The sequence below is a fragment of the Streptomyces sp. NPDC053560 genome (assembly GCF_044544605.1).
In the GTDB taxonomy this organism is placed as follows: domain Bacteria; phylum Actinomycetota; class Actinomycetes; order Streptomycetales; family Streptomycetaceae; genus Streptomyces.
In genome coordinates, this window is record NZ_JBITXI010000013.1 from 176,028 (window position 1) to 201,211 (window position 25,184).

The following is a 25,184-nucleotide window of genomic DNA, read 5'->3' on the forward strand; positions in this document are numbered from 1 at the left end:
GGCTGCGGCCTCCTGCCTCCCGCCTCCTGCGCCTATGCGTTCCTGCCTCCTGCGTCTACTTCTGCTGTGTTCCAGGGGTGAGCCGCTTTTCGAACCAGTGGTGCGCATAGGGCTCGTCGTTGAAGGCGGGGACCTCGGTGTACCCGCTGGAGCGGTAGAGGCGCGTGGCCGCTTCGAGGGCCTTGTTGGTGTCGAGCCGCACCAGGTCGCTGCCGTGCTGGGCAGCGCGTTTCTCAACCTCGGACAGGAGGCGCCGGGCCAGGCCGAGCCCTCGGGCGCGGGGCGAGACCCACAGTCGCTTGATCTCGGCCGGCGCTCCGGCCGGCAGCTTCAGCCCCGCGCAGCCCACCGGCTCGCCGTGCAGCCGGGCGACGAGGAACAGACCGCGAGGCGCGCGCAGCTCGCCCGGGTCGGGCAGCAGGCTGCCTGCCGGGTCGAAGCCGCCTTCGAAGAGCTCTTGCAGCTCGGCGGCGTAGGGCCGCAGGCAGTGCGCGGCGTCCGGGTGGTCGGGGTCGAGCACTTCCACGGTGACCACCGAAGCGGTCAGCAGCCGCTCGACCTCCGCCATGGCCGAGGCCAGCCGGTTCCGCTGCCGGGCGTCGAGCGGGGCGAGGAGCGATGCGGCGAGCGCGTCGCTGCGGTCGTCGAGAAGGGCGCGCTCCGCCCGCCCGGCCTCGGTCAGCCGTACGGTACGTACCCGCCGGTCGCGGGGGTGAGGCTCGACGGCGACGAGGCCGTCACGTTCCAGCGCCCGCAGCAGTCGGCTCAGGTAACCGGAGTCGAGGCCGAGCCGGGCCCGTACGCTGCGGATGTCGTGCGTGCCCGCGCCGTCGATCTCCCAGAGCAGCCGCGCCTGGCCGTAGGGGCGAGCGCCGCCGAGATAGTGGTCGTGCAGTACGCCTACGCGCTCGGCGACCGTCCGATTGAAGCGCCGTACCTGCTCTTTTTGCTCTACCTGCTCTACCTGCTCTGCGTGCTCTACCTGCTCCTGCATATTCTCTGACCTTAGTCAGGTAATGGTGGCGGGACAAGAAACGCTGGCCTCACGTTTCGGTTCTCTCCGCCCCGGCCCTCTCCTCGGCCTCCTCGGTCTCCTCGGCGTTCGCCAGCCAGAAGAACAGGAGCGGCAGCACCAGCTCGATGACCGTCAATACCACCTGGAACCAGTGCGGCCATCCGTGCACGGTGAGTGACAGCAGGCGCCCGATCGCGCCCAGCAGGAACACCCCGGACAGCCATCGCACCGCCGTCGCGGGGATCGGCGACTGCCGCGCCACCCAGAGCCGGGCGAGCCCGTACCCGGCGAAGATCGCGCCGAAGAACCGCCCGAGGCCGTCGACCGTCGGGCCGAGCAGCTCACCGAGGGCCTGGACGCCCATATCGCGTGCTTCGCCGAGAACCGCAACACCGTGCTCGCGGCGAACCGGGTACTGGCCGGCGACCGCCTGATCCAGACGATCATCGCCGGTGAACTCGACGCCCTGCGGGAGCGGTTGGTCAGTGCCCTCGCGCTCACGGATGACCACACCCGAGCGGCGGTGTCGGGCGTACTGAAGAGCTGGCTGGTGTTCGTTCAGGTGCTGTGCGTGGACTGGCTCACCGAGGAGACCTGCACCCGCGCCGAACTGCGCGACGTATGCGTCGGCGCCGTGCTGGACGCCATCCGCCCGCTCCTGGACGAGGACCCCGCCCCGGACTGGCCGCACTGACACTCCATGGACGCGGGGCATGCTGGGCCCGGGGCAGCGGTGCGGTATCGGCGGCCTGTCGGTGGGGGCACCGAGCCGTAGGGAATCTGTCGGCGACTACTGCGATGTTCAGAGCAGATCTTGCTGCCCATTCTTTCCATCGCTATCCCGCTTTTCCCACTCCGAAGTCCCGCACGCGAGGAGCCGCCACATGTCGTCCGTAACCCCATCCCCAGCTCCATCCCAGTCCCAGCAGTGGGACGTCCATCGACTCCCGCGGGCGGAAGGGCGCAACATCCTCGTCACCGGGGGCAACGCGGGTATCGGGTATTTCGTCGCGGAGCAGCTCGCCGGGGCGGGGGCCACGGTCGTCCTCGGCAGCCGGAACACGGACAAGGCCCGGGCCGCCATGGACTCGATTCGCGCCCGCGTACCCGGTGCGCGGCTGCGCCACCTGCGGCTGGACCTGGCGGAGTTGACGTCCTTGCGCAGCTCTGCCGAAGCGCTGGAGCTGGACCGCCTGGACGCGGTGGTGCTCAACGCCGGAGTGGCGCTCGACGACCCGCCGCGGAAGGTCACCGAGGACGGCCACGAGTTCATGTTCGGCATCAACCACCTCGGTCATTTCGCCCTGACCGGATGGCTGGCACCGCTGCTGGCGGCCGCGCCGGCGGGCCGCATCGTGACCGTCGGCAGCTTCGCGGCCAGGTCGGAGCGACTGGACCTGGAAGACTTGCAGTCCACTCGGGACTACCGGCCGAAACGCACCTATGGGCGGTCGAAGCTGGCCCAGATGCACTTCGCCTTCGAGCTCGACCGGCGGCTGCGGGCGGCCGGCAGCACGGTACTGAGCGTGGTGGCCCACCCGGGCGGTGCGCTGGATTCCCTGACACCTTCACGCCCGCCGGTGCACGAGAGGAGCGCCGGCGACCGGCTGCGCGGCCTGCCCGCCGGCCTGCTGGTCCAAGGCAAGGACGCCGGTGCATGGCCCATGGTGCGTGCCGTCCTCGACCCGGAGGTCAGGGGAGGGCAGCTGTGGGAGCCGAGAGTGTTCGGCCTGCGCGGCCGCCCCCGCCTTGCGCCCGTCCAGGGCCACTACACCGACACTGAGGTGGCGGCCCGCCTCTGGGAGGCCAGTCGCGAACTGGTCGGATCGGAGCCGCACTTCGCGGCTCAGGAATCGAGCACGGCGGCGACGGCCTCGATCTCCACGAGCTGATCCGTGTAGCCGAGCACGGTGACGCCCATCAACGTACTGGGGACGTCGTGCGCGCCGAACGCGTCCCGCACCACCTCCCACGCCGTCACGAGGTCTTCCTGCCGGTGGGAGGCGACGAGTACCCGCGTGCTGATGACATCGTCCAGTGCGGCGCCGGCGTCCACCAGGGCGGTCCGCATGTTTTCCACGGCCTTGGCCGCCTGGCCTGCGTAGTCCCCGACGGCCGCCGTGGAGCCGTCCTCGTTCAGCGGGCACGCTCCGGCGAGAAAGATCAGCCGGGACTCGGCGGGAGCGGTGGCCGCGTAGGCGTACTCGGCGACATCGGACAGTGCGGCGGAGCGGATCAACGTCACGGCACGAGGCATGGACATTCCTTTGTCGTCGACATTCCCATGGCGTCTGGTGTCTGTCGTCTTTGGCAGGGCGTGCACGACCCTGCCAAAGACGCGCTCGGCAATCGATGCATTTTCCCCCGGGCCGGCTGCCTCTGCCGGGGCTCGCACCGGCTGCTACGCCGGGGCCGCCAGCAGTGCGCCGTGGTCGGCCAGGGGCCGGTTGCGGCGTGCGGAGGGGCTCAGGCGAAGGCGGTGCGGGTCCCACCACCAGGAGGTGGCGCTGATGTCGAGCGGTTCGGCCCGTGCATCGGTGGGCATCGACGCGAACGTATGCGGCAGTGCCGCCGGATCGTGCGGTGTGGTGTAACGGTGGCTGCTGATGCCCCAGTCCAGCGAGGCGCGTACGAAGTGCCCCAGGCTGTCGAGGTACTGCCGCAGCTGCGGGCCGGCCTGGGCAGTCAGGGCGGTGCACACGCGCTGGAAGTGCACCATCACGCGGTCGCGCTGGGCGATGGCCTCGGTGACGGCCTGCGTGGGGGACAGGCCGTGATGCTGCGTCAGGACCCGGAGTACGTTGAGGTAGTAATCCCCGGTCTGCCCGGCTTCCTGTACTTCCTTGTGCGCCGAGAGCAGGTCGTTGTCCCAGGTGATGATGAAGGAGGCCATCTGGGCCGCGGCGCGAACCGCGGGGTGCGCCCGCTCCTGGGGCGACAGCTCGTACCCGTAGCCCATTTCGAGCAGTGGCAGTACGACGGTGGTGGCGCCGTCGTACAGCCGCATCAGCGTGTAGTCCTCCAGGTCGGGCACGCTGCCGGCCGCGCGGTGCCCGGCCTCCCAGGCCACCGACAGGGCGTACTCCCGCAGTGCGTTGACCCACAGTGCGAGCTGCCCCGCCGTGCCGTATTGCGCCACCCTGGACCGCAGGTCCCGCAGTCCTGCGGCCAGCGGATCATCGGTCAGCAGATCCGCTTCCGGATTCTCGGCCACCCACAACAGGCGCTGCAGCGCGGCGGTGAGCGCGCCCGGCGCCTTGCCGAGCTCTCCCTCCTCGATGACGCCGTCGTCCACCAGGAACAGCCACAGCACGAAATCGCCCAGGAGTTGCGCCACGTCCTCACGGCCGGCCGGGAGGATGCGCGCGGCGAAGACGCCGATGTCCTGCTCGGCGAGCCGCTCGCTCAGCCGGGTGCCGGCCCCGTATTGGCGTGCCCAGGCGGCGGTCCGTGCGTCGATGGCCGAGTGGCGAGGGTGGACGGCGGCCGGGATCGGGGCGTAGAGCGGGGGTATTTCGGGGGTCGGGGTGCTGGCCGGTGGGTCTATCAGCGGACTCATCTGGCGGGCCCTCCTGAGGCGGTTCGGTCACTCCCCCGGGGTGCTTCGCAGGCACCCAGTGTGATCAACAGACCGCATATTATGCGCCACCGCACATTGATCCAATAGGGGAAAGGTCACGCGTAAGCGCCACGTAAACTGGGCAGACCGCCCGGTAGGAAAACGGTGTTGACCGGCAGATTTCCCCCAGGAGGGCAGAGTTGAGCGACCGCCCTAGAACTACTGTTCGTTGAATGAGGTCCTCGACGCAAGTGGCCGATAGGCCAGTTCCTCCTTTTTGCGCCAACCCGAGGGCCGGCCCTCCTGACCTCTCCCGGCCTCTTCAGGCCTCTCTTGACCTCTGTCCTCTATTGGCCTCGCCAGATGTTGTCGAAGGCGGCTGCTTCGATGGTGCGGCGCTGCCGTACGGCTTCCAGTTCCGTCACTGCCCCGTTGACGGCCGCGAGTACGGTCACGATCGCTTCGTTGTCAAAACTCGGGGAGTCGTCCGCCGGAACCGGCACATCGTGGACCCCGGCAGCGGCCGCGAGGGCGGCGAGGACGGGCTCACCGGACGCCAGACGATCGGCTGCGTGGCGGCGAGCGGGCGAGTCGGCCGCCAGCTCCGATCGGCGGTGCCGGAAGGGGAGCCAGCGGCGGCGCTGCCGAGTGACGCCCTCCGGCGCTCCTGCCGCCCCGGTTCCTCCCACTCCTCCCGCTCCAACCGTTCCCTCCGAGCCTCCCGGTTCCGCGGTCCCGTCGGGGCTCTCCATGGCCAGCTCGGCCAGCGCGGTCATATAGGCCGCTGACAGGCCACGGCCCCGGCGCCACAGCCAGTCGTCGACCGACTCGTAGGGCATCTGGCGGACGAGCAGCGAAGCGGCCTCGTTGAGCTGACGGTCTGCCAGGTGTCCCGCGCTGCCCGGCACGATGCGCTCGCCGTCCAGTACGAGCAGCTCGGCGGCGAGCAGGTCGATCAACTCGGCGCCCGCGAGGGCGAGCGACAGGTCGCCCGGATCCACCGGATGGTCGGAAGCCACGTCGAAGGCGACGATCAACAAGTCCCGCGGTGTGGTCATGAACGGCTCCGTGTAAGAGGCGCGGCACCGGCGGCGACACGCTGCCGAGTGGCCGAGTAACCGACGATGAGAATTTCCGCTGATCAGGAGCTGCACTTACGTGCCGACTGTACTCCGGGGCGAGTGCGTGGCGGGGGGAGCGGTGTGCCTTGCGATCGCGGGCGGCGGCGCGCAGTGGTGAACTGGACGATGTCGATCATTCGCGGGCGGCGGGGAGAGCGGAGCGGTCCATGGCCTGGGTGGTACTCATCGTGTCGGGCGTCCTGGAGACGGTCTGGGCGACAGCCCTTGAGGCGTCCAAGAACTTCTCCCGGCTGTGGCCATCCCTCCTCTTCATCGGCGCGCTCGCCCTCAGCATGGGCGGACTGTCGTACGCGGTGAATCACATTCCGCTCGGTACTGCTTACGGCGTGTGGGTGGGCATCGGCGCCGTGGGAACCGCCGTCTACGGGATGGTGGCGCTCGGCGACCCGGCGACGGCCGCGCGCCTGGTCTGCCTGCTGCTGATCATCGGCGGTGTGGTCGGGCTCAAGCTGCTGCACTGACCAACGCCGACCAAGGACCAACGCACCGACCAGTGACGTCCGCGCCTTGTGCCGGTCATCCGGCCTGTCCGTCCGGACGCAAATCCCGGACACCCGGACCTGCCTTTGCATGGAAATGCGTAATCGTGCATACTCTTCCTATGTCTAAGGTCCTCACCTCCCTCCCCGCCGGCGAGCGCGTCGGCATCGCCTTCTCGGGCGGCCTCGACACCTCCGTCGCGGTCGCGTGGATGCGCGACAAGGGTGCGATCCCCTGCACCTACACCGCCGACATCGGCCAGTACGACGAGCCCGACATTGCCTCGGTGCCCGGCCGTGCGAAGACCTACGGTGCCGAGATCGCGCGCCTGGTCGACTGCCGCGAGGCGCTGGTCGAGGAGGGCCTGGCGGCGCTCACCTGCGGCGCGTTCCACATCCGCTCGGGCGGGCGTGCTTACTTCAACACCACGCCGCTCGGCCGTGCCGTCACCGGCACCCTCCTGGTCCGGGCGATGCTGGAGGACAACGTCCAGATCTGGGGCGACGGCTCGACCTTCAAGGGCAACGACATCGAGCGGTTCTACCGCTACGGTCTGCTCGCCAACCCGAACCTGCGGATCTACAAGCCGTGGCTGGACGCGAACTTCGTGACCGAGCTCGGCGGCCGCAAGGAGATGTCGGAGTGGCTGCTCGCCCACGACCTGCCTTACCGCGACAGCACGGAGAAGGCGTACTCCACCGACGCCAACATCTGGGGCGCCACCCACGAGGCGAAGACGCTGGAGCATCTGGACACGGGCGTGGAGACCGTTGAGCCCATCATGGGCGTGCGGTTCTGGGACCCCGAGGTCGAGATCGCCACCGAGGACGTCACCATCGGCTTCGAGCAGGGCCGCCCGGTGAGCATCAACGGCAAGGAGTTCGCCTCCGCCGTCGACCTGGTGATGGAGGCCAACGCCATCGGCGGCCGCCACGGCATGGGCATGTCGGACCAGATCGAGAACCGGATCATCGAGGCCAAGAGCCGCGGCATCTACGAGGCGCCCGGCATGGCCCTCCTGCACGTCGCCTACGAGCGTCTGGTCAACGCGATCCACAACGAGGACACCCTCGCCCAGTACCACAACGAGGGCCGGCGCCTCGGCCGTCTGATGTACGAGGGCCGCTGGCTCGACCCGCAGGCGCTGATGGTGCGCGAGTCGCTGCAGCGCTGGGTCGGCGCGGCCATCACCGGTGAGGTGACGCTGCGGCTGCGGCGCGGTGAGGACTACTCGATCCTGGACACCACGGGCCCGGCGTTCAGCTACCACCCGGACAAGCTGTCCATGGAGCGCACCGAGGACTCGGCCTTCGGCCCGGTGGACCGGATCGGCCAGCTTACGATGCGTAACCTCGACATCGCCGACTCGCGCGCCAAGCTGGAGCAGTACGCGGGTATCGGCCTGATCGGCACCGGCAGCCCCGCCATCGGCGCTGCTCAGGCGGCCGCGACCGGGCTGATCGGCACCATGCCGGAGGGCGGCGCCGAGGCCATCGCCTCCCGCGGCGAGGTCTCCAGCGAGGACGAGGCGCTGGACCGCGCCGCGATGGAGTTCGGCACGGACTGACCATCGCTCTCGGCGAGGTGCCGTCGCTCTCCGCGAGGGCCTGGCGCGTACGCGGAGAACGAGCCATCGGAAGGCCGGCTCGACGTCGAGGACGTCGGGCCGGCTTTTCCGATGCCCGGGATCTCGGACTTCCGAAGTCCGGGGGCGGGTCGTCGCCGCCCGCCGATGCTGGTGGCGGCAGCCGGCCGGTCACTCACAGCTATGCGCTATGAGGTAGAGTTCCAGAGTCCTGTTGTCTCCGATAGAGGTGGACGTTGCGCATCTGAGGTTCGCGATCATCACGCGGTACGGCATCGGCCGTACGCCCGTCACGTCGTATCCGGCCATTCCGCCGTCCGTGACCCCCGCGTGCATGCGACCTCGGTGCCTGAGCTGTCCCTCGCCCTTCGGAGAGCCGCACCCCCTTTTTCCGCCGGTTCGGTCGCCGCGTGGTGTTCGCACACGTAGTCCCCACCCACCGCGTACGACTGCGAGAACACCATGTCAGGACCGACGCCCCACGCTTCTGTGACCTGCTCCGCCCTGTCCTTCCAGTGGCCGGACGGCACCACCGTCTTCGACGGGCTCTCCTTCACCGTCGGCAAGGGCCGCACGGGCCTCGTCGGAGCCAACGGCGCCGGCAAGTCCACTCTCCTCCGCCTGCTGGCCGGCGACCTGCAACCCGCCCGGGGAGCGGTGACCATCGGCGGCCGCCTTGCCTACCTCCCGCAGAACATCACCCTGGACACCTCGCTCCGCGTCGACCAGGCGCTGGGTATCGCCGAACGGCGCACCGCCCTGCGTGCCATCGAGGCGGGCGAGGTGGCCGAGGAACACTTCGAAACGCTCGGAGACGACTGGGACGTCGAAGAGCGAGCCCTGGCCACACTGGGCTCCCTCGGCCTCGGCGACCTCGGCCTCGACCGCACCGTGGGCGAGATGTCCGGCGGCGAGACCGTACTGCTGCGCCTGGCCGCGCTGTTGCTGGAGCGCCCCGACGTCCTGCTGCTCGACGAACCGACCAACAACCTCGACCTGTTCGCGCGCCGCCGTCTGTACGAGGCGGTGGACTCCTGGCGTTCCGGGACCCTTGTCGTCGTCAGCCACGACCGTGACCTGCTGGAACGGGTGGACCGTACCGCCGAGCTGCGGTCGGGGTCGGTGAGTTGGTACGGAGGCGGATGGTCCGCGTACCAGGAGGCACTGACCACACAACAGGAGGCGGCGGGCCGCACACTGCGGGCGGCCGAGGCCGACGTACGCCGACAGCAGCGCGAACTGGAAGAGACCCGCATCAAGGTGGCCCGCCGGCAGCGGCAGAGCAAGAAGCTGGACGCCCAGCGGCGCGCCCCGAGGATCGTCGCCGGCGAACGCAAGCGGTCGGCGCAGGAGTCCGGCGACAAGCTGCGCGGCCTGCATGAAGAACGCCTTCAGGAAGCGCGCGAGCGCCGGGAGGCGGCCGCGGACGCGATCCGTGACGATGCCGAGATCCGGGTGAGCCTGCCCCACACCGCGGTACCGGCCGGCCGCACCGTCCTGAGCCTGCACGAACTGCAACCGTCGTTCGGCAGGCTGCGCGCCGCCACCCTCGATGTGCGGGGGCCCGAGCGCGTCGCACTGGTCGGCCGCAACGGAGCCGGAAAGACAACACTCCTGCGTACCCTCACCGGTGAACTCGCCCCACTGTCCGGTACGGCCACGGCACACGTGCCACTGCGGTTCCTGCCGCAGCGCCTGGACGTACTGGACGACGAATTGAGCGTCGCAGAGAACGTGGCCCGCACCGCTCCGGGCGTCACCGACAACCACATCCGCTCGCAGCTCGCCCGCTTCCTGTTCAAGGGGGCGCGTGCCGAACAGCAGGCGGGCACCCTGTCGGGCGGCGAGCGCTTCCGGGCCGCCCTCGCGGCGACCATGCTCGCCGCACCGGCTCCGCAGCTTCTCCTGCTCGACGAGCCGACCAACAACCTCGACGTGGCGAGCGTACGGCAGCTGACGAGCGCCCTTGAGTCATTCGAGGGGGCCCTGTTGATCGCCAGCCACGACCTGCCGTTCCTGGAAGCGGCCGGCATCACCCGCTGGCTGCTGGTCGACGAAGAACTGCGGGAGACCAGCGAGGACGAGGTCCGTGCCGGCCTGGAATCGCCGCCGATCGACTGAGCCCGTACCACTCTCGTCTTTCATCGGTTTCGAGACAACAGACGAGACAACAGACGAGACAACAGACGAGAAGACACACGAGAAATCCTGCGGGAAGACACAGGAGATACGTACATGAGCAACACACCGTCGTCCGTGCGGAGCGAGGAGAGCGGGTCGAGCGGGGCGGCGGAACTCCGTCCGGTGCGCTTCGCCCCTGAACTGGCTTCCGTGCTGAGCGGCATGGACGACTTGCGGGACGCGTTCCCGTCGGATCCCGCCATGGTTCCCCAATGGCGGAAGCGGCTGGCCGAGATGGTCCCGGACCCCACCCTGGATGAGCTGCGCGCCGATGGAGCCTTCCAGGTGCACGAGAGGAGCGTGCCCGGCCCCGCCGGGGCCCCGGAGGTCTCCCTCCTCGTCGCCCGCCCGGCCGGCCTGGCGGCGGACGCACCGGTGGTCTACCACGTGCACGGCGGTGGGATGATCAGCGGCAGCAACCGTGCCGGACTGGACGTGATCCTGCGCGAATGGGCGGAGCCGCTGGGGCTCATCGTCGTGTCCGTCGCCTATCGCCTCGCGCCCGAACACCCCTACCCGTCAGGCGTCGAGGACTGTTATGCCGGTCTGCGGTGGGTTGCCGGGAATGCCACGCAGCTCGGTGGCGATCCGGCGCGCATCGTCGTCGCCGGTGGCAGTGCGGGCGGCGGCCTCACCGCCGCGCTGGCGCTGATGACACGCGACCGCAACGGCCCCCGTATCCTCGGCCAACTGGCGATGTGTCCGATGCTCGACGACCGCAACGACACGGTCTCCGCCCGGCAGATGGCGGGACATGGGCTGTGGGACCGTCATGACAACGGCGTCGGGTGGGCGGCGCTGCTGGGTACGGCGTACGGTACCCCGGACGTACCGGCGTACGCGGCACCCGCACGGGCGACGGACCTGTCGGGGCTGGCGCCCGCGTACATCGACGCGGGCGCGGCCGAGACCTTCCGCGACGAGGCCGTCACGTACGCCACCCGCATCTGGCAGGCGGGCGGCGATGCCGAACTGCACATCTGGCCGGGCGGCTTCCATGGCTTCGACCAGCTGGCCCCTGATGCCACCATTTCCCGCGACGCCCGCCACGCCCGCGTCCGCTGGCTGCGCCGCATCCTGAACGGATGACATCGGGTGGTGGGGGAGCGGGGGTTCTTCGACGCACGGGCTGGCGAGAGCGAGTCGCTTGCGCCCCCACCACCCGCCCGAACGGTTCCGGCTCAGGCCGCCATCCAAGGCACACGACACACATGAGCCGTCATACCCACTGGACACAAGGACCTGATCACGGTCTTGCGGATCGCGCGCCACGTCCGCAGGGAACACACCAAACGGACGCTCAGCTCGACCGGTTCCCGCGCGCCACTGTCCTGACCGGGGTGTTCCCAGCCCCACTGCTCCGCCAGAAAGTCGTAGGCGTCAGCGGTCGCCATCTTGCTCCCGAAGACCGTTCGCGCAACGGTCCCCTCAACGACCCGAGCGCTCCGGGAAGCCACAGCATCGTCGACGAGCCCCCTGACCCACGCCAGCCCCTCCCCCTCCGCATACAAACCGAACCTCAGGGTCCGCGTCCTCATCACATCGCCTTCCGCACCGCGCACTGCCCAGTGCGCCACACGATAGTTGCCGCATGTCCGTAGGTCCGTAGGGTTACCGCATGGCGGACGAGGAGAACGAGCGGGCGGTGCGAGCGGCCATCGAGGGGGGAACTGCGACTTCTCGACCCCGAGGTGCGAGCTTCACCGGACCGAGTTCTGGCCCTGCTGGACCCGGAGTTCACCGAGATCGGGGTTCCACCAGGGCACCTTGCCGGCTCGGTCGGCTGACAGCCCGGTGACAAGCTCACCGTTACGCCAACGCGGCGAAGTTGCTGGGTGAGGGGTTCGGTTCGAGAAGAGTCCCAGAGGGCGCGGCCGCTGTGGTGGCCGTGCCCGTCAGGAACCGCGTACTGTCACGAATCCGCGTACCGCTTCGCTGCCGCGAGAGTGAGGTGCCGCGATGGCCGAGTCCACGGGTGAGTCTGCAAGCGCCCCTTCCCTTCCTCCGCTGCCGGAGTGGCTCATCCCCAGGCCCCACCTGGTGTCCCGGCTCGCCCGTGGTGTGCTCGGGCCCCTGACCGTGGTGGTGGGGCCGCCGGGCGCCGGCAAGACCGCCCTCGTCACCGAGTGGGCGCACACCTCGGCCCTGCCGGGACCGGTGGTGTGGGTCACCTGCGACGGCGGAAAGGAGGTGCCGGGTGTCTTCTGGCCGCGTGTGGTCGCCAAGCTGCGGGAGGTCGGGGTGGGCCCCGCGTACGCAGGCGGCGCCGCCACCGCGCCGCCCTCCGGCACCACCGGCGCTGCCGGCGGACGCCCTTGGCCTGCCCGGGTGGCGGAGGGCCTGGCGCGGCGCACTGGGCCCGTGGTGATCGTGCTGGACGATTTCGAGCCGGCGCCGGGCTCGGCGGCGGCGGAAGACGTGACACTCCTGCTCAGGCACGCGTTCCCCATGGTTCGGCTGATCGTGGTCGCGCGCAGGGACCCGCCGCTGCACCTCCACCGCCGTCGCCTCGCCGGCGAACTGACCGAACTACGCACCGGCGACCTGGCGTTCACAGAGAAGGAGACCGTGACGCTGCTCGCTCAGCACGATGTCACCCTCACCGGTTCGGCGGTGCGGCGCCTCGCCCGGCGTACGGAGGGCTGGGCGGCGGGGCTGCGGTTGGCGGCCATGTCGATGGCCGGACACCGGGACCCGGCAGCTTTCGTGCGGCGCTTCACCGGCGACGAGGAGGCGGTCGTCAGCTATCTGGCCGAGGAAGTACTCGATGTCCAAGCCGCCCCCATGCGTCATCTGATGCTGGTCACGAGCATTCTGGACCGGGTGAACGCGGAGCTGGCAGCCGCCGTCGCCGGAGCGGACGCCGATGGCCGGTTCGCCGTGCTGGTACGCCAGAACTCCTTCCTGCATCCGCTGGGGGAGGGGTGGTACCGGTACCACCGGATGTTCCGCGATGTGCTTCTGCTGCGACTGCGATACGAAGCTCCGGAACGCGTCGCTCGGCTCCACCGGCGGGCCGCCGACTGGCTGGGTGAGCATGATCTGCTGCCTGAGGCGCTGGGGCATGCCCTGGCCGCCGGCGATCCGGCGTATGTCGCCCAGGTGGCGGTCGAGCGGCTGGCGGTCGGGCGAATCCTCGGGCTCACCGGCGAGACACTGTCCGATGACCTGATCCGACGCCTCTCGCAGAGCGCGGCCACCGCCATGGAAAGGGTTACAGCAACGGGCAGGGGCACTGCCGCCGCCACGGACATGGACAGTGCGCGAGGGTGCGAAGTGCTGTTGCTGGCGGCTGCGGTGACGCTCGCGCAGAGGGACGTTGAGGGGTGTTACGAAGCCCTGCGGAAGGCCGACGCGGTGATTGCCGGGCTGCCCTTCGGAGTCCGGAAGGCGGTTCCCCGCACCACTCGCCTGACGGGATGCGTGATCCGTATGGCAGTGGGGGCAGCCAGGGCAGCCACAGCGGCGATGGTGGCGGAAGGCCCGACCGAGCCTTCGTGGGCGCTGGCTGCGGCGGCCGAGTTCGATGAGTTGTGCGCCGGACTTCCGGGAGAAACCATCGAGCACCGGGCGGAACTGCGGGCCTTCACACACTTCGTACGTGGCAGCGCCGAACTGCGCTGCGGTCGGCTGAAGTCGGCGGAGCGGTCACTGCTCGCGGCGCTGAAGGCCATCGGTCCGCACGAAAGCAGTCCGCTGCGGCGCGACTGCCTCATCGACCTTGCTCTGCTCGCGACGGTGCGCGGACGGACGCGGACCGCCGCCGAGCTGGCGGCGAGCGCGCAACGCCCAGAGGTGCGGGGGTGGGCTCCGGCGGACCGTTCCCGGGCCGCACTCCACGTGGTGCGTGCCTGGTCTCACCTCGCGCGCGGCGAGCCCGCGGTGGCCCGGCACGAACTCGACCGCGCCGACGCGGCGTTGTGCATACCGCCGTACGATCCTCCCGTCGTCGCCCTGCGCCGCCTTGCAGGCGAGACGGCGGACATGAGCGAGGACGGTGCCCCTCCCACGGTCGAGGCGGTGCGCGACCTCTGCGCGGCGGTGCCGGGCCCGTGGCCCACCGAGGGGCTGGAGCGGACGGTACGGCTGGCGTGCACCGCCGCGCACGGACTGCCGAGGCCGGCGGGCACTCCCTGTCGCGCGCCCGTTGCGGTCGAGCCCGGCAGGGTCCCGTCGGAGTCCGCCGGGAGCCGGGGCGCGGCGAAGGGCCAAGTGCTCAGTGGTCGGGAGCGCGACGTGCTGGAATACCTGGCGCGGACCATGACCACCGAGGAGATCGCCGCCGAGATGTATCTGTCGGTCAACACGGTCAAGACGCACCTCAAGAGCGTGTACCGGAAGCTGGACGTGACCCGGCGCTCGGCAGCGGTCCGACGCGCACGCGAGTGGGAACTGCTGTGACGGCATCCGGCCACACCACCAGCCCATGCCCGTCGCTCACCCGCCGCCCGAGGCAGCCCCCGGCTCCTCGGTCGGCGGAAGGCGGCGTACTTCCATGAGTTCGAGGCCCAGCGCCTGGATCCGGTCGAGGATGCCGTAGAGCGCGGCCTGGTCCAGGCGCGTCCCGCGCAGCACCGTCTCAGCACGGTGCCGGGTGACCGTCAGGTCGCCGAACGCCTCCCTGAAGGCCTCGCCGACCGTGCCGCGAATGCGGATCTCGAACCCGGCTCCGCCCCGCGGCCCTTCCGCCTGCTCGGTCCCGCCCATGGCATCACCTCCACCGCGGCCATGCCGTGTTGTGCTGTGCCGTGCTGTGTCGCCCATTCTTCCGGTCCGCGATCCGGCGGACACATCACCTCACGTGGGTGAGGTCACCACCCCACGGCTGCAGAACAAGCCGTCCCGTGCATGGTCCATCGGCTCATCGGCCGGAGGGCGGCGATTGTTCGTGGTCATCCATCGCCGTCACAGAAAGCCCGAGCCGCTGCCCGACCGACCGCTCATGGGCCACCAGGTAGCCGATGGCGATGCCTGCCACCACCGTGGTGCAGAAGAGAATCAGCCAGGACAGGAGGGTGAAGACCGACCCGAGCAGTCCGAACTGGTCCACACTTCGCCGCAGCGTACGCGGCATCCACAAGACCGATGTTGCGGCGAACACCGACGTTCCTGCCCCGGTGAGCAACGCACCGGGAAGGAGCGGCAGCCAGCCGACGCGGCCCGCAAGTAGGAGATGCTGGGTCCACCACCACAACCCCATCGCCGCGGCGACTTGAAGGGGGAAGCCCAGCAACGTACCTGCACCGAACCCATTGCGCAGCACACCCTGGAACACCAATGCGGTGCTCCACACGAGCAACCACAGGAACCACCGCCACACCGAGGTACGCACGGACGTGTGCGGCAGGTGCCAAGAGCGCTCGCACAGTCGCTGAAGTACCCGACTGAGCGCCGTGGCGGAGACCAGCGTCAGCAACGCCCCCACCACTCCCCACACACCCGAGCCCCGCTGGCTGCCCGCATAGACCTGCTCGACCTGCCCCAGAACGACACCCTCGATGCCGAGTACGTCACGCAGCGACGTTCGCAGCTGCTCCCGCACCTCTGGCGGGGAGTAGGCCGCGATGACGAACAGCATGGGCAGTGCGGTCAGGAACACCTGCGCCGCAAGCCGGGTCGACAGGTCGAGGACGCTGACGCTCCGCAACTGCTCGGCGAGACGGCGTACGAGGCGGCGTATGCCGGGCAGCGAACGGCGTATGGCCGAGACCGCAGACACAACAGCCATCTCCGCCGCCCCCTACGCCCACCCGGGTTCCAGAGCCTGTGCGGTCTCCGCCCTCCATTCAGCCGCAGTCCCGTCGGCCCGGCATCCCCCGCAGCGGGTGAACGGACGGCAGCAACAAGACGGCAGCAACAAGCGGCAAGTGGCAAACGACAAGCGGCAAGTGGCAAGTGGCAAGCGGTGACCGGACGCATCCCGCTCAGCAACGTACGCAGATCGCTGGGGAGTTCGCCGGCCGCTGTGCGGTGGTCCCTGCATCCGTTCCCATATCGGCCAGCGCTGCTTCGACAGGACACGCGCAGTCGCCCTCCGCCGCACCGTCGGCCAGGCTCGCGAGCGCCGTGAGAAGCGGCGGTAGCCCGAGTGCGGATCGCGTGCGGGGGCGAGGAAGCCACGCCTCTCGTAGTAGCGCAGGGTGCTCAACGGCACGCCGGCGGCGCGGGCGGCTTCGGCAGGCGTCAACGTCATGGTCGTCGTCATCGGGACACAGTCTCCCGGAAGCGGGGCGTACGTGTGTGGCGCTGCTTCGCCCGGATCAGCTGCCGTCCCTGTGCGAGCAGGAAGCCGGTCTCGACGGCGAGAAACACGGTGAGCACGGTGCTCGCGCCGTTGACCATCGCCACCGCCATCAGCAGGGCGAAGGCCATGCGGCCCGCGGTGTCGGCGGCCGTGGTCACGGCGTCGCCGCGCACCAGGCGGACCACCGCCCACATCGTCACCAGTACGCCGAAGAACGTGACGAACAGCAGGTGTTCCGGTCCGAAGTGGTCGGGTGGGGGACCGGGCAGGCCAAGGGCGGTGTGTACGGAACGCAGTCCTTCGATGGCGAGCCGGGCGGTCCAGGGAGTGGCGAAGACCGGTGCGACGGCGAGGTCGTAGAGGGCGCCGATCCGGGCGGGACCGGTCCACGGGCGGTGGTTCGGGTGTGTCGTGCGCGGGTGTGTCATGCGGGCAACGCTGCACCTTGCACCGCGGTGCAAGGTCAAGCCGACGTACTGCCCGCCACGCGCCCCGGCCGTCGTGCGGGCCGGGCGCAGTGCAGGGCGAAGAGGATCGTGGCGGCCTCGGCGGGGCGCGTGGGACGGTAGCCGGTGAGCTCGGCGAAGCGCGTCAGCCGGTTCAGCACGGTGTTGCGGTGGCAGTACAGCTCACGGGCGGCGGCGGTCGCCGAGCCGGTGTCGCAGTAGGTGGTGACGGCCTCCAGGAGCCGCTCGCGTTCGTGTGCGGGCAGTGGTTCCAGACCGGCCAGAACGGAGTCGGCCAGTACGGCCGCAGTGGGGCCCAGACGGGCGACGGCCACGGGCATCCAGGAGTCCGCGAGGGTCACCGGGCCGGAGGTCGCCGGTTCCAGGACGGCGGCTATCGCCTCGGTGACCCGCACCATGTCGGGTACCTGCGCCAGGCCGTGCGCGACCGGGCCGACGGCACACGGTACGCCCGCCAGCCAGGCCGTCGTGGGCGGCCCGTCGGCGCCGGGCGGGAGCGCGGTGATCAGGACGAACATGCCGTGGTGCTGTTGCAGGTGCGTGCCGCGGTCGGTGGTGTGAGCGGCCATGGCCTCGCGCAGTCGCGCCTGCGACTCCGGTGGCGCGACGACGACGGCGAAGTCGCAGGCGATGTCCACCTGCAAAAGCGTCGCGGTCTGGGCGAGCAACTGAGGGTCGCGGCCGTCGGACGACAACAGGCGGCCGATGAGCGTGGCCTTCTCGCGTGCGCGCTCGCGGGCCAGTACGGCGACCTCGTCGAGGTAGGCGGCGTGGGCATGGACGGTGTGGTACTCCACGGCCTCCCACACCCGTACGGCGCCCTCGGTCAGCTCGGGCATGGCCGGGGCCGGCGTGCGTTCGAGGAAGGCGTTCCACAGCACGCGGAAGTCCATCCGGATCGCCTGCAGCAGCCGGTCCAACGGCACGCCCTGATGGGCGCGGCGGCGGCCGAGCCGTACGGGAGTGAGCAGCAGGTCGTCCGGTACGGGCAGACCGCCGATGAGGCGGAGCAGCATTTCGTAGCAGGTACGGCCGGTGTCGCGCAGGTCCGTCCGGTCGACGACGTCCTCGTAGTTGTCCAGCAGCGCGACCTCGTCGACGTAGCGCTCGACGAGCGTGTCGAGGTCGTCGAGGCAGTCCCGGGCGAGGGTACGGAGCACCGGCGGCACGGGCGCGTGCATGCGGTGATCGGTGGGCCACCCGGATGGATTGTGCATCTGCCCATTATGCGGCGGTGAACCCGAAGCATTCCACCATTGTTCAAGTACGGTTTCACCAGGCATTCTGCTGATCACGCCCGGGATTCACCGACCACGGCAGACGTGATCTTGAGGGGAATTGCCCAATGCATCTGACACCACGCGAGCAGGAGCGTCTGCTGCTGTTCTCCGCTGCCGAGCTGGCCCGCAGGCGGCTGGCCCGCGGTGCGCTGCTGGGCGCCACCGAAGCGACGGCACTGGTGTGTGACGAGGTGCTGGAGATGGCCTGGGACGGCCTGCCGCTGGAGGAGGTCGTCGCCGCGGCGCCGGGTGTCGTACCCCGCGACCGACTGCTGCCGGGCGTGGCCGCTGCGGTGCCCAGCATCCAGGTCGAGGCGCTCTTCCCGCACGGCACCTCACTGGTGCACATCCCCGAACCGTTCGGCCCGGCCGAGCCCGCAGGCCCTGGCGCGGTACTGACCGCCGACGGCGCCGTCGAGCTGGCGCCCGACCGTCCGCGCCGGACACTGACGGTCACCAACCAGGGCCCGCGCACGGTCTGGGTCTCCTCGCACTTCCCGCTGGAGGAGACCAACAACGCCCTCGTCTTCGACCGCGAGGCCGCGCACGGTCACCGGCTGGACATCCCGGCCGGCACCTCGGCCGCGTTCGCGGCGGGCGAGACGCGGGACGTCGAGATCGTGGCACGAGGAGGCAGCCGATGAGCACCCTGGACCGGCGCGCGTACGCGTCGCTGTACGGCCCGACCACCGGTGACCGGGTACGTCTCGCGGACACCGACCTGTGGGTGCGTGTCGAGGCGGACGACACCGAGCCCGGCGAGGAGCTGCTGGGCGGCTGCGGCAAGACCGCCCGCGACGGCCTGCTCGTCGCCTCCCGCGCACCGCGGGAGAGCGCCCTGGACATGGTCGTCCTCGGCGTACTGGTCATGGACCCGCTGATCGGCATCCGCAAGACCAACATCGGCATCAAGGACGGCCGGATCGTCGGAGTGGGCCGCGCGGGCAACCCCGAAACCACCGACGGTGTAGAGCTTGTCGTCGACTCCCACACCGCGATGATCACCGGCGAAGGGCTCATCGCCACCCCCGGTGTGGTCGACTCACACGTACACCTCTCCAGCCCCGAAGTGGTGCCCGCGGCGCTGTCGGCGGGCGTGACCTCGCTGGTGGGCATGGGTATCGGCGGTGTCTGGGACGTGGGCGCGAACCCGGCGTACAACCTGCACAGCCTCATCGAGGGCTGGCGCGACGCACCCATCAACGTCGCCTTCCTGGCCCGCGGCTCCAGCTCCTCGCAGGAGCTGCTGGAGCGCGCCGTACTGGCCGGGGCCGGCGGTTTCAAGATCCATGAGGACTGGGGCGCCACCCCGCGCATCGTGGACACCTGCCTCGGCGTCGCCGAGCAGGCGGACCTGCCCGTCGCCCTGCACACCGACACCCTCAATGAGTCCGGCTACCTCGCCGACACCCTCGACGCGACCGGCGGCCGGACCGTGCACGCGTACCACGTGGAGGGCGGTGGCGGTCACCCCGACCTGCTGGAGATCGTCTCCCAGCCGCACGTGCTGACCTCCTCCACCACCCCCACCCTGCCGCTGACACCGGCGACCGCCGCCGAACTGCTGCCCATGACGCTGACGGTGCACCGCGGCCACCACGACGTACCCAGCGACCTGTCCATCGCACAGAGCCGGCTGCGCGAGCACGCCATCGCCGCCGAGAACGCACTGCACGACCTGGGCGCCATCTCCATCGTCAACTCCGACTCCATGGGCATGGGCCGCATCGCCGAGACCGCCCGCCGCACCTGGCAACTCGCCCACGTGCAGGCCATGCTGGCGGGGGAGACGGGCCCCGACGTCAACAACAACGCACGGGTGCTGCGCTACCTCGCGAAGATCACCCTGAATCCGGCGATCGCCCACGGCATGGCCGCCGACGTCGGCTCACTGCGCCCCGGCAGCCTCGCCGACGTGGTGCTCTGGCGCCCCGCAACCTTCGGCGCGCAGCCCGAACTGGTCTTGAAGTCCGGCTTCGTCGCCTGGGGCGTGACCGGCTCGGGCTCCGGTTCCACCCGGCTCACTCAGCCGCGTGTGATGAAGCCGTACTTCGGCGGCCTGGGTGCCGCACCGCGCCGCCTGTCCACGGTGTTCGTCTCGCAGCAGTGCCTCGACGACAAGCAGTCCTTCGAGGCCCTGCCGCGCGGCGTGCGCTACGCCCCGCTGCGCAACTCCCGCGGCCTGAGCCGGGCCGACATGATCGCCAACACCGCCGTGCCCGACGTACAGGTGCCCACCACACCCGACTCCGTCCTCGTCGACGGCCGCCCCGTCGACATTCACCGCGCCGCCGAACTCCCCCTCACACGGCTGCAGAACCTGGCCTGAAGGACGCATGCTCGACCTGAAACTCACCCACGCCCGCATCCGCACCGTCGACGACGAGCGGCCCACCGCACACACGCTCGGCGTGCTGGCCGGCCGCATCGTCGGCCTCGACGAGGACATCGCACACCTGCCGGCGCGCACCACACTGGACTGCCGCGGCGCGACCGTCGTCCCCGGCTTCGCCGACGCGCACAACCACATGGCCTGGTACGGACAGTCGCTGGACGAACTGGACCTCTCCGCCGCGGCCACCCTGGACGCGCTGTACGACGCGGTCGCCGCCCGCGCCGCCACCCTCCCCGCCGACGCATGGGTGATCGGCGCCGGCTACGACGACACCGTCATGGGCGGCCACCCGCACCGCATCGCACTGGACCGGGCCGGCGGCGGCCGACCCGTCTGGCTGAAGCACCGCTCCGGCCACATGTGCACCGTCAGCAGCGCCGTACTCGACCGGACCGGGGCACTGAACGGCACCGCGCCCGAGCCGGAGGGCGGCGTCGTCGTACGCGAGGCCGACGGCACCCCCACGGGACTGCTGCAGGAACGGGCACAGAACCTCGTCACCTCGCTCACCCTGCCCGTCTCCCTCGACAACCTCGCCGGCGCCCTCGGCAAGGCAGCCACCGCGTACACCGCCGAGGGCCTCACCCACGTCACCGAGGCAGGCATCGGGCTCGGCCTCATCGGGCGCAGCCCCGTCGAGGCCGCCGCCTACCAGCTGGCCCGCGAGCGCGGCACCCTGCCCGTCCGCGTCGAGCTGATGGTCGCCGGCGACAACCTCCACCCGCTCGCCGCACACGCCGACGACCACACCACCACCGGCCTCGACCTGGGCCTGCGCACCGGCTTCGGTGACGACCGGCTCCGCATCGGTCCGGTGAAACTGTGGCTCGACGGCTCCCTGATCGGCCGCACCGCCGCCGTCACCGAGCCCCTGTGCGGCCACGACCACGGCGGTGTCTACCAGGACAACCCCGACGACATGCGCGCCCTGATGGTCGCCGCACACCGCGCCGGATGGCGCATCGCCGCCCACGCCATCGGCGACGAAGCCATCGACCTCGCCCTGGACACCTTCGCCGAGGCCCAGACCGCCGCGCCCCGACCCGACGTACGACACCGCATCGAGCACTCCGGCGTCGTACGCGCCGACCAGCTCGAACGCTACGCCGCACTCGGCGTCGTGCCCGTACCGCAAGCCCACTTCCTGCACGCCGTGGGCGACACCATGGCCGAGGCACTGGGCCCCGAACGCATCGGCTGGCTCTACCGGCACCGCTCCTTCCTGAACCACGGGCTGCGCGTCCCCGGCAGTTCGGACCGCCCGGTCGCCCCCGGCGCCCCCCTGCTCGGCATGCAGTCGATGGTGCAGCGGCTCAGCCGCGACGGCCTGCTGCTCGGCGCCGACGAGCGGGTGACCGCCGAACAGGCGCTCCGCGCCTACACACTGGACGCCGCCTGGACGAGCCACGAGGAGGACCGCCGCGGCAGCCTGGCACCCGGAAAACACGCCGACTTCGTGCTGCTGGCCGAGGACCCCACCACCGTGGACGCCGGCCGCATCGGCGCCATCGACGTACTGGCCACCTTCGTGGCGGGCGCCTGCGTGCACGGCGCCGGCACCCTGACGGACCACACCTCCGTCACCGGACCTCCCCCCGCACCCGCCCCCGCACGCTCCGCCGCGTGACCGTCTCCAAGGAGCCCCTCATGAACCACCTCGACGAGACCGGCCACCCCCCACCGGGTGCCGCCGACGGCACCGGCAAGCCGTCACGGAGCACAGCCGGCGCCACCGGCGAGCCTGCCTCCGGCACCACGACCGCCGTCGTCACCGGCAAGGACGCCGGACGCGTGGCCTTCGCCGCCTTCGTCGGCACGACGCTGGAGTGGTACGACTACTTCCTCTTCGGCACCGCCGCCGCCATCGTCTTCGACCGGCTCTTCTTCACCTCCCTCAACCCCGCGACCGCCACCCTGGCCGCCTTCGCCACCTTCGGCGTCGGCTTCGCGGCCCGCCCCGTCGGCGCCGTACTGTTCGGCTGGCTCGGCGACCGCATCGGACGACGCCCCGCGCTGCTCATCACCGTGATCGGCATCGGCATCGCCACCGGCCTCATCGGCGCACTCCCCGGCTACGCCACCATCGGCATCGCCGCGCCGCTCCTGCTGGTCCTGCTGCGCCTCCTCCAGGGCATCGCCGTCGGCGGCGAGTGGGGCGGCGCGGTCACCCTGGCCGTCGAGCACGCGCCGCCGGAGAAGCGTGGCCGCTACGCCGTACTCCCGCAGGTGGGCTCCCCGGTCGGCACACTGATGTCCTCCGGCGCCTTCGCGCTCGTACTGATGCTGCCGTCCGCCTCCTTCGACTCCTGGGGCTGGCGCCTGCCCTTCCTGCTCGCCTTCCCCCTGACCGCCATCGCCTTCTACATCCGGCGCAAGGTCGAGGAATCACCGCTGTTCGACGAACTCCTCCGGCAGGACCAGCGCGCCAAGGTGCCCGCACTGGAGGTGTTCCGGAAGGCGTGGGGCCGGCTGCTGGTGGCCATCGCCTCCGCACTGCTCGGCGTCGGCGGCTTCTACCTGCTCACCACCTTCGTCATCAGCTACGGCACCGGCACCCTGGGCCTGCCCAAGAGCCTGATGGTCAACGCGACGCTGGTCGCGGCCGGGGTGGAGATTGTCGTCATCCTCGCCATGGGCCGACTGGCCGAGCGCATCGGCCCCGGCCGGGTCACCGTGTGGGGCGGCCTCATCACGGCCGTGTGCGCCTTCCCGCTGTACTGGCTGATCGACACGGAGAACCCGGGGGTGGTCGTCCTCGCCATCGCACTCGGCATCGGTCTCATCGCGGTGACGTACGCGGTCTCCGGCGCACTGCTGACCGAACTGTTCCCGGCGAACCTGCGCTACAGCGGCGTGGCCCTGGCCTACAACCTCGCGGGCGCGCTGACGGGCTTCCTCCCCTTCCTCGCCACCGCACTGCTGGACGCGGCCGGCGGATCCACCTCCTGGCCCGCGGCCCTCCTGCTGGTGATCATCTCCCTGCTCACCGCACTGGGCGGCCTCCTGGGCGAGCGACTGCGCGTACGGGACGACGTGGTGAGTACGTCACCCACCGAGTGACGTACTCCGGGGCCGGGCTACCCACCACCTGCCACCTGCCCCGTTGGCACGCCGACAGCCGGCTGCGCATTTGCACTGCACTGCTCTGCAGTGCTCTGTACCGCACTGCATTGCTTGCGCAGCCGGCTGCCGTGTTCTGTTACGAAGACGACGGCGAGGGGGCAGAGCCATAGGGGCGGCGTTAGGGGGACGACCGCCACGGGTAACGGGACTCGAAGCTCAGGCCCGACAGCTCCTGCTCGGTAGTCTGCAGCGCGGTGGCCAGCGTCCGCTGGAAGAAGCGCATCGACTCCTTGCGGCGGAGCCGTTTCGTCGGGAACCACCACCGCAGGTGGGCGAGTTCGTGGGGCGTCGTGCGGCAGTACTTGACGATCTGCGTGCGCTCGTGCAGCGTCAACTCCAGCTGATGCACCAGGAGAGAGTTCACGTCGTCGATGGAACCGGCGAACCCTTCCATCGCAGCCATGATCACGCAGGCGTCGGTGAAGGCCCGCGAGTAGTCGGCCTTGTGGAGCCGTGCAGGCGGCAGTACGACCGTCAGCCGGGTCTGCAGACCGTGCTGGGTGATCTGCTCGATCTCCCACTTGAGAGCTTCCCGGATGCCCTGCCCGGGCGGCAGGATCAGCACGATCGAGTGGGCCCGGCGGATGAGCGTACGCACCGCGGTCTGCCATTGGTCGTGCGGCGAACGCATCCACCGGGGCCCCGGTGGCGCGAGCCGGCGGTCCTGGTCGACCAGGGCGTACGTCTGCATCTTCAGGCTCTTGCGGGTGGCCCGGGCGACGATCTGCTCCATGGTCGAGGCGCCGAACCACGCGTGGGGGAGTACGACCTCGCCGTCGCTGCCGAACGGCCGCAGGACGAGGCAGTATTCCTCCCGCGAGCCCACCAGTGGTCCGACGACCTCGTGGTACGGCTTCGTCTCCGCGGACCGCCGGTAGCGCCCCCAGGTCAGCGCGATCGGAATCGCGACCCAAGCCAGGAAGATCAGCGGGCGGCCGAAGGTCATCGGGTCGAAGTAGAAGCCGTTCCGCTGGTGCAGGATCAGCAGCTGAATGCCCAAGTACACGAGCACCCCGACGCCGACGAGAAGAAAGACGCCGTGCCCCCGTAACCCCCGCCACAGCTTTCGCCCACGCATGAGCGTGAACATAGCGCGCTCACGCAACGCCGGTCCACCAACTACGTTCCCGCCAGCTCCGGTTACGGCATCTACTGCCCCCGATACTGCCTCCGATGGTTCACGTGGCGACGATCGCGGCGAAGGCCACGAGATACGACACCGAGAAGATGGCAGGGACCCATTGCTCGACATGGGTCAGCGGCACGTACTTCCGCCAGTCCCGCCCTTCCCCCAGGGCTCCCCACTCGGCCCGGGAGTACGCGTAGGCCGGCAGTTTCTCCTCGAAGGCACCGATCACCGCGTATTTGGCGGCGTTGAGCTGCCGGTACGAGCGGACCATGACCCACCACGCCGCGCACTGGGCGAGCAGGATGAGCAGCCCGGAGAGCAGCACCCAGTCCGACATCCGAGCCAGCCGACTGGTCGGAACCATCGCCACGATCGCCACGACAGCGCTGTTCAAGGACAGAAAGAAGGTGTTGGTGAGGTTGCGCCGCGCACTGACCCGATCGGCCATCTCCACGCAGAGCTTGTACTGCTCGAGTATCGCCTGCCGGTAGTGCTCTTTGGCCTGGCTGTAGTCGGACGTACTCACATCCGCGTTCCACAGTGCGTCCCCGATGTCACTCATGCCCCCAGCATGCCGAACAGCC

22 protein-coding genes and 2 pseudogenes are annotated in these 25,184 nt (G+C 70.2%); 12 read left to right on the forward strand and 12 right to left on the reverse strand.

The genetic code is table 11. From position 1 onward, the window contains the following. Window positions 1–55: 55 nt before the first annotated feature. A complete protein-coding gene (locus ACIGQF_RS29195; protein ID WP_399716174.1) occupies window positions 56–994 on the reverse strand; it encodes a GNAT family N-acetyltransferase in 939 nt (312 codons plus the stop codon). A 49-nt stretch (window positions 995–1,043) separates the two neighbouring features. Further along, window positions 1,044–1,379, reverse strand: a complete 336-nt coding sequence (locus ACIGQF_RS29200) for a DUF4345 domain-containing protein (protein WP_399716177.1) — start codon at window positions 1,377–1,379, stop codon at window positions 1,044–1,046. Here ACIGQF_RS29200 and ACIGQF_RS29205 point away from each other — a divergent pair. Both ACIGQF_RS29205 and ACIGQF_RS29210 read left to right on the forward strand, forming a co-directional pair. Beyond that, a pseudogene (locus tag ACIGQF_RS29205) lies at window positions 1,344–1,709 on the forward strand (TetR/AcrR family transcriptional regulator); the annotation flags it as partial. The gene ACIGQF_RS29200 and the pseudogene ACIGQF_RS29205 overlap by 36 nt on opposite strands. A gap of 190 nt (window positions 1,710–1,899) precedes the next feature. Continuing rightward, window positions 1,900–2,907, forward strand: a complete 1,008-nt coding sequence (locus ACIGQF_RS29210) for an SDR family NAD(P)-dependent oxidoreductase (RefSeq protein WP_399716181.1) — start codon at window positions 1,900–1,902, stop codon at window positions 2,905–2,907. Here ACIGQF_RS29210 and ACIGQF_RS29215 read toward each other — a convergent pair. From ACIGQF_RS29215 to ACIGQF_RS29225, 3 genes are all read right to left on the reverse strand, one after another. After that, entirely contained in the window at window positions 2,862–3,272 is a 411-nt protein-coding gene (locus ACIGQF_RS29215) for a RidA family protein (RefSeq protein ID WP_399716184.1), read from the reverse strand. The genes ACIGQF_RS29210 and ACIGQF_RS29215 overlap by 46 nt on opposite strands. A 144-nt stretch (window positions 3,273–3,416) precedes the next feature. Continuing rightward, the gene (locus ACIGQF_RS29220; RefSeq protein WP_399716186.1) at window positions 3,417–4,574 is read right to left on the reverse strand and encodes a selina-4(15),7(11)-diene synthase; all 1,158 of its coding nucleotides are present in this window, start codon (window positions 4,572–4,574) and stop codon (window positions 3,417–3,419) included. Window positions 4,575–4,921: 347 nt separating this feature from the next. After that, window positions 4,922–5,632 carry a GPP34 family phosphoprotein gene (locus ACIGQF_RS29225; RefSeq protein ID WP_399716190.1) on the reverse strand — a complete coding sequence of 237 codons (711 nt, stop codon included), beginning with the start codon at window positions 5,630–5,632 and terminating at the stop codon, window positions 4,922–4,924. A 230-nt stretch (window positions 5,633–5,862) separates the two neighbouring features. Between ACIGQF_RS29225 and ACIGQF_RS29230 the strand changes: the two genes are divergently transcribed. The 6 genes and pseudogenes from ACIGQF_RS29230 (at window position 5,863) to ACIGQF_RS29255 (ending at window position 14,363) form a co-directional block, all read left to right on the forward strand. After that, window positions 5,863–6,177, forward strand: a complete 315-nt coding sequence (locus ACIGQF_RS29230; RefSeq protein WP_399716193.1) for a DMT family transporter — start codon at window positions 5,863–5,865, stop codon at window positions 6,175–6,177. A gap of 140 nt (window positions 6,178–6,317) precedes the next feature. Next, the gene (argG, locus tag ACIGQF_RS29235) at window positions 6,318–7,763 is read left to right on the forward strand and encodes an argininosuccinate synthase (RefSeq protein ID WP_399716196.1); all 1,446 of its coding nucleotides are present in this window, start codon (window positions 6,318–6,320) and stop codon (window positions 7,761–7,763) included. Window positions 7,764–8,243: 480 nt separating this feature from the next. Next, window positions 8,244–9,902, forward strand: a complete 1,659-nt coding sequence (locus tag ACIGQF_RS29240) for an ABC-F family ATP-binding cassette domain-containing protein (RefSeq protein WP_399716199.1) — start codon at window positions 8,244–8,246, stop codon at window positions 9,900–9,902. Window positions 9,903–10,085: 183 nt separating this feature from the next. Then, window positions 10,086–11,051, forward strand: a complete 966-nt coding sequence (locus tag ACIGQF_RS29245) for an alpha/beta hydrolase (RefSeq protein WP_399716514.1) — start codon at window positions 10,086–10,088, stop codon at window positions 11,049–11,051. 529 nt (window positions 11,052–11,580) lie between these two features. Then, a pseudogene (locus ACIGQF_RS29250) lies at window positions 11,581–11,713 on the forward strand (DUF4440 domain-containing protein); the annotation flags it as partial. 208 nt (window positions 11,714–11,921) lie between these two features. Next, a complete protein-coding gene (locus tag ACIGQF_RS29255) occupies window positions 11,922–14,363 on the forward strand; it encodes a LuxR C-terminal-related transcriptional regulator (protein WP_399716201.1) in 2,442 nt (813 codons plus the stop codon). 36 nt (window positions 14,364–14,399) lie between these two features. Here the strand turns inward: ACIGQF_RS29255 and ACIGQF_RS29260 are convergent, their stop codons facing one another. The 5 genes from ACIGQF_RS29260 to ACIGQF_RS29280 form a co-directional block, all read right to left on the reverse strand. Beyond that, a complete protein-coding gene (locus ACIGQF_RS29260) occupies window positions 14,400–14,669 on the reverse strand; it encodes a hypothetical protein (protein WP_399716203.1) in 270 nt (89 codons plus the stop codon). Window positions 14,670–14,823: 154 nt separating this feature from the next. Further along, complete coding sequence (locus ACIGQF_RS29265; protein WP_399716206.1) at window positions 14,824–15,690, reverse strand: ribonuclease BN; 867 nt, start codon at window positions 15,688–15,690, stop codon at window positions 14,824–14,826. Window positions 15,691–15,702: 12 nt separating this feature from the next. Next, window positions 15,703–16,167 (reverse strand): MerR family DNA-binding transcriptional regulator, encoded by a 465-nt coding sequence (locus ACIGQF_RS29270; protein WP_399716208.1) that lies wholly within the window; start codon window positions 16,165–16,167, stop codon window positions 15,703–15,705. Further along, complete coding sequence (locus ACIGQF_RS29275) at window positions 16,164–16,634, reverse strand: hypothetical protein (protein ID WP_399716211.1); 471 nt, start codon at window positions 16,632–16,634, stop codon at window positions 16,164–16,166. The genes ACIGQF_RS29270 and ACIGQF_RS29275 overlap by 4 nt, the downstream gene beginning before the upstream one ends. A gap of 35 nt (window positions 16,635–16,669) precedes the next feature. After that, the gene (locus tag ACIGQF_RS29280) at window positions 16,670–17,890 is read right to left on the reverse strand and encodes a PucR family transcriptional regulator (protein ID WP_399716214.1); all 1,221 of its coding nucleotides are present in this window, start codon (window positions 17,888–17,890) and stop codon (window positions 16,670–16,672) included. Window positions 17,891–18,018: 128 nt separating this feature from the next. On the opposite strand from ACIGQF_RS29280, the gene ACIGQF_RS29285 reads away from it, so the two are divergent. From ACIGQF_RS29285 to ACIGQF_RS29300, 4 genes are read left to right on the forward strand one after another with little or no spacing between them, the layout of a single operon-like run. Further along, a complete protein-coding gene (locus ACIGQF_RS29285; protein WP_361551133.1) occupies window positions 18,019–18,597 on the forward strand; it encodes an urease subunit gamma in 579 nt (192 codons plus the stop codon). Beyond that, window positions 18,594–20,282 carry an urease subunit alpha gene (locus ACIGQF_RS29290; RefSeq protein ID WP_399716217.1) on the forward strand — a complete coding sequence of 563 codons (1,689 nt, stop codon included), beginning with the start codon at window positions 18,594–18,596 and terminating at the stop codon, window positions 20,280–20,282. Before ACIGQF_RS29285 ends, ACIGQF_RS29290 begins: the two co-directional genes overlap by 4 nt. Before the next feature lie 7 nt (window positions 20,283–20,289). Next, the gene (locus ACIGQF_RS29295) at window positions 20,290–21,975 is read left to right on the forward strand and encodes an amidohydrolase (RefSeq protein WP_399716221.1); all 1,686 of its coding nucleotides are present in this window, start codon (window positions 20,290–20,292) and stop codon (window positions 21,973–21,975) included. Then, the gene (locus ACIGQF_RS29300; protein ID WP_399716223.1) at window positions 21,972–23,408 is read left to right on the forward strand and encodes an MFS transporter; all 1,437 of its coding nucleotides are present in this window, start codon (window positions 21,972–21,974) and stop codon (window positions 23,406–23,408) included. The genes ACIGQF_RS29295 and ACIGQF_RS29300 overlap by 4 nt, the downstream gene beginning before the upstream one ends. A gap of 181 nt (window positions 23,409–23,589) precedes the next feature. Here the strand turns inward: ACIGQF_RS29300 and ACIGQF_RS29305 are convergent, their stop codons facing one another. Together ACIGQF_RS29305 and ACIGQF_RS29310 are read right to left on the reverse strand one after the other, a co-directional pair. Next, window positions 23,590–24,549: a hypothetical protein gene (locus ACIGQF_RS29305; protein ID WP_399716225.1), complete on the reverse strand. Its 960-nt coding sequence runs from the start codon at window positions 24,547–24,549 to the stop codon at window positions 23,590–23,592. A 100-nt stretch (window positions 24,550–24,649) separates the two neighbouring features. Further along, the gene (locus tag ACIGQF_RS29310) at window positions 24,650–25,162 is read right to left on the reverse strand and encodes a hypothetical protein (protein WP_399716228.1); all 513 of its coding nucleotides are present in this window, start codon (window positions 25,160–25,162) and stop codon (window positions 24,650–24,652) included. Window positions 25,163–25,184: the final 22 nt, after the last annotated feature.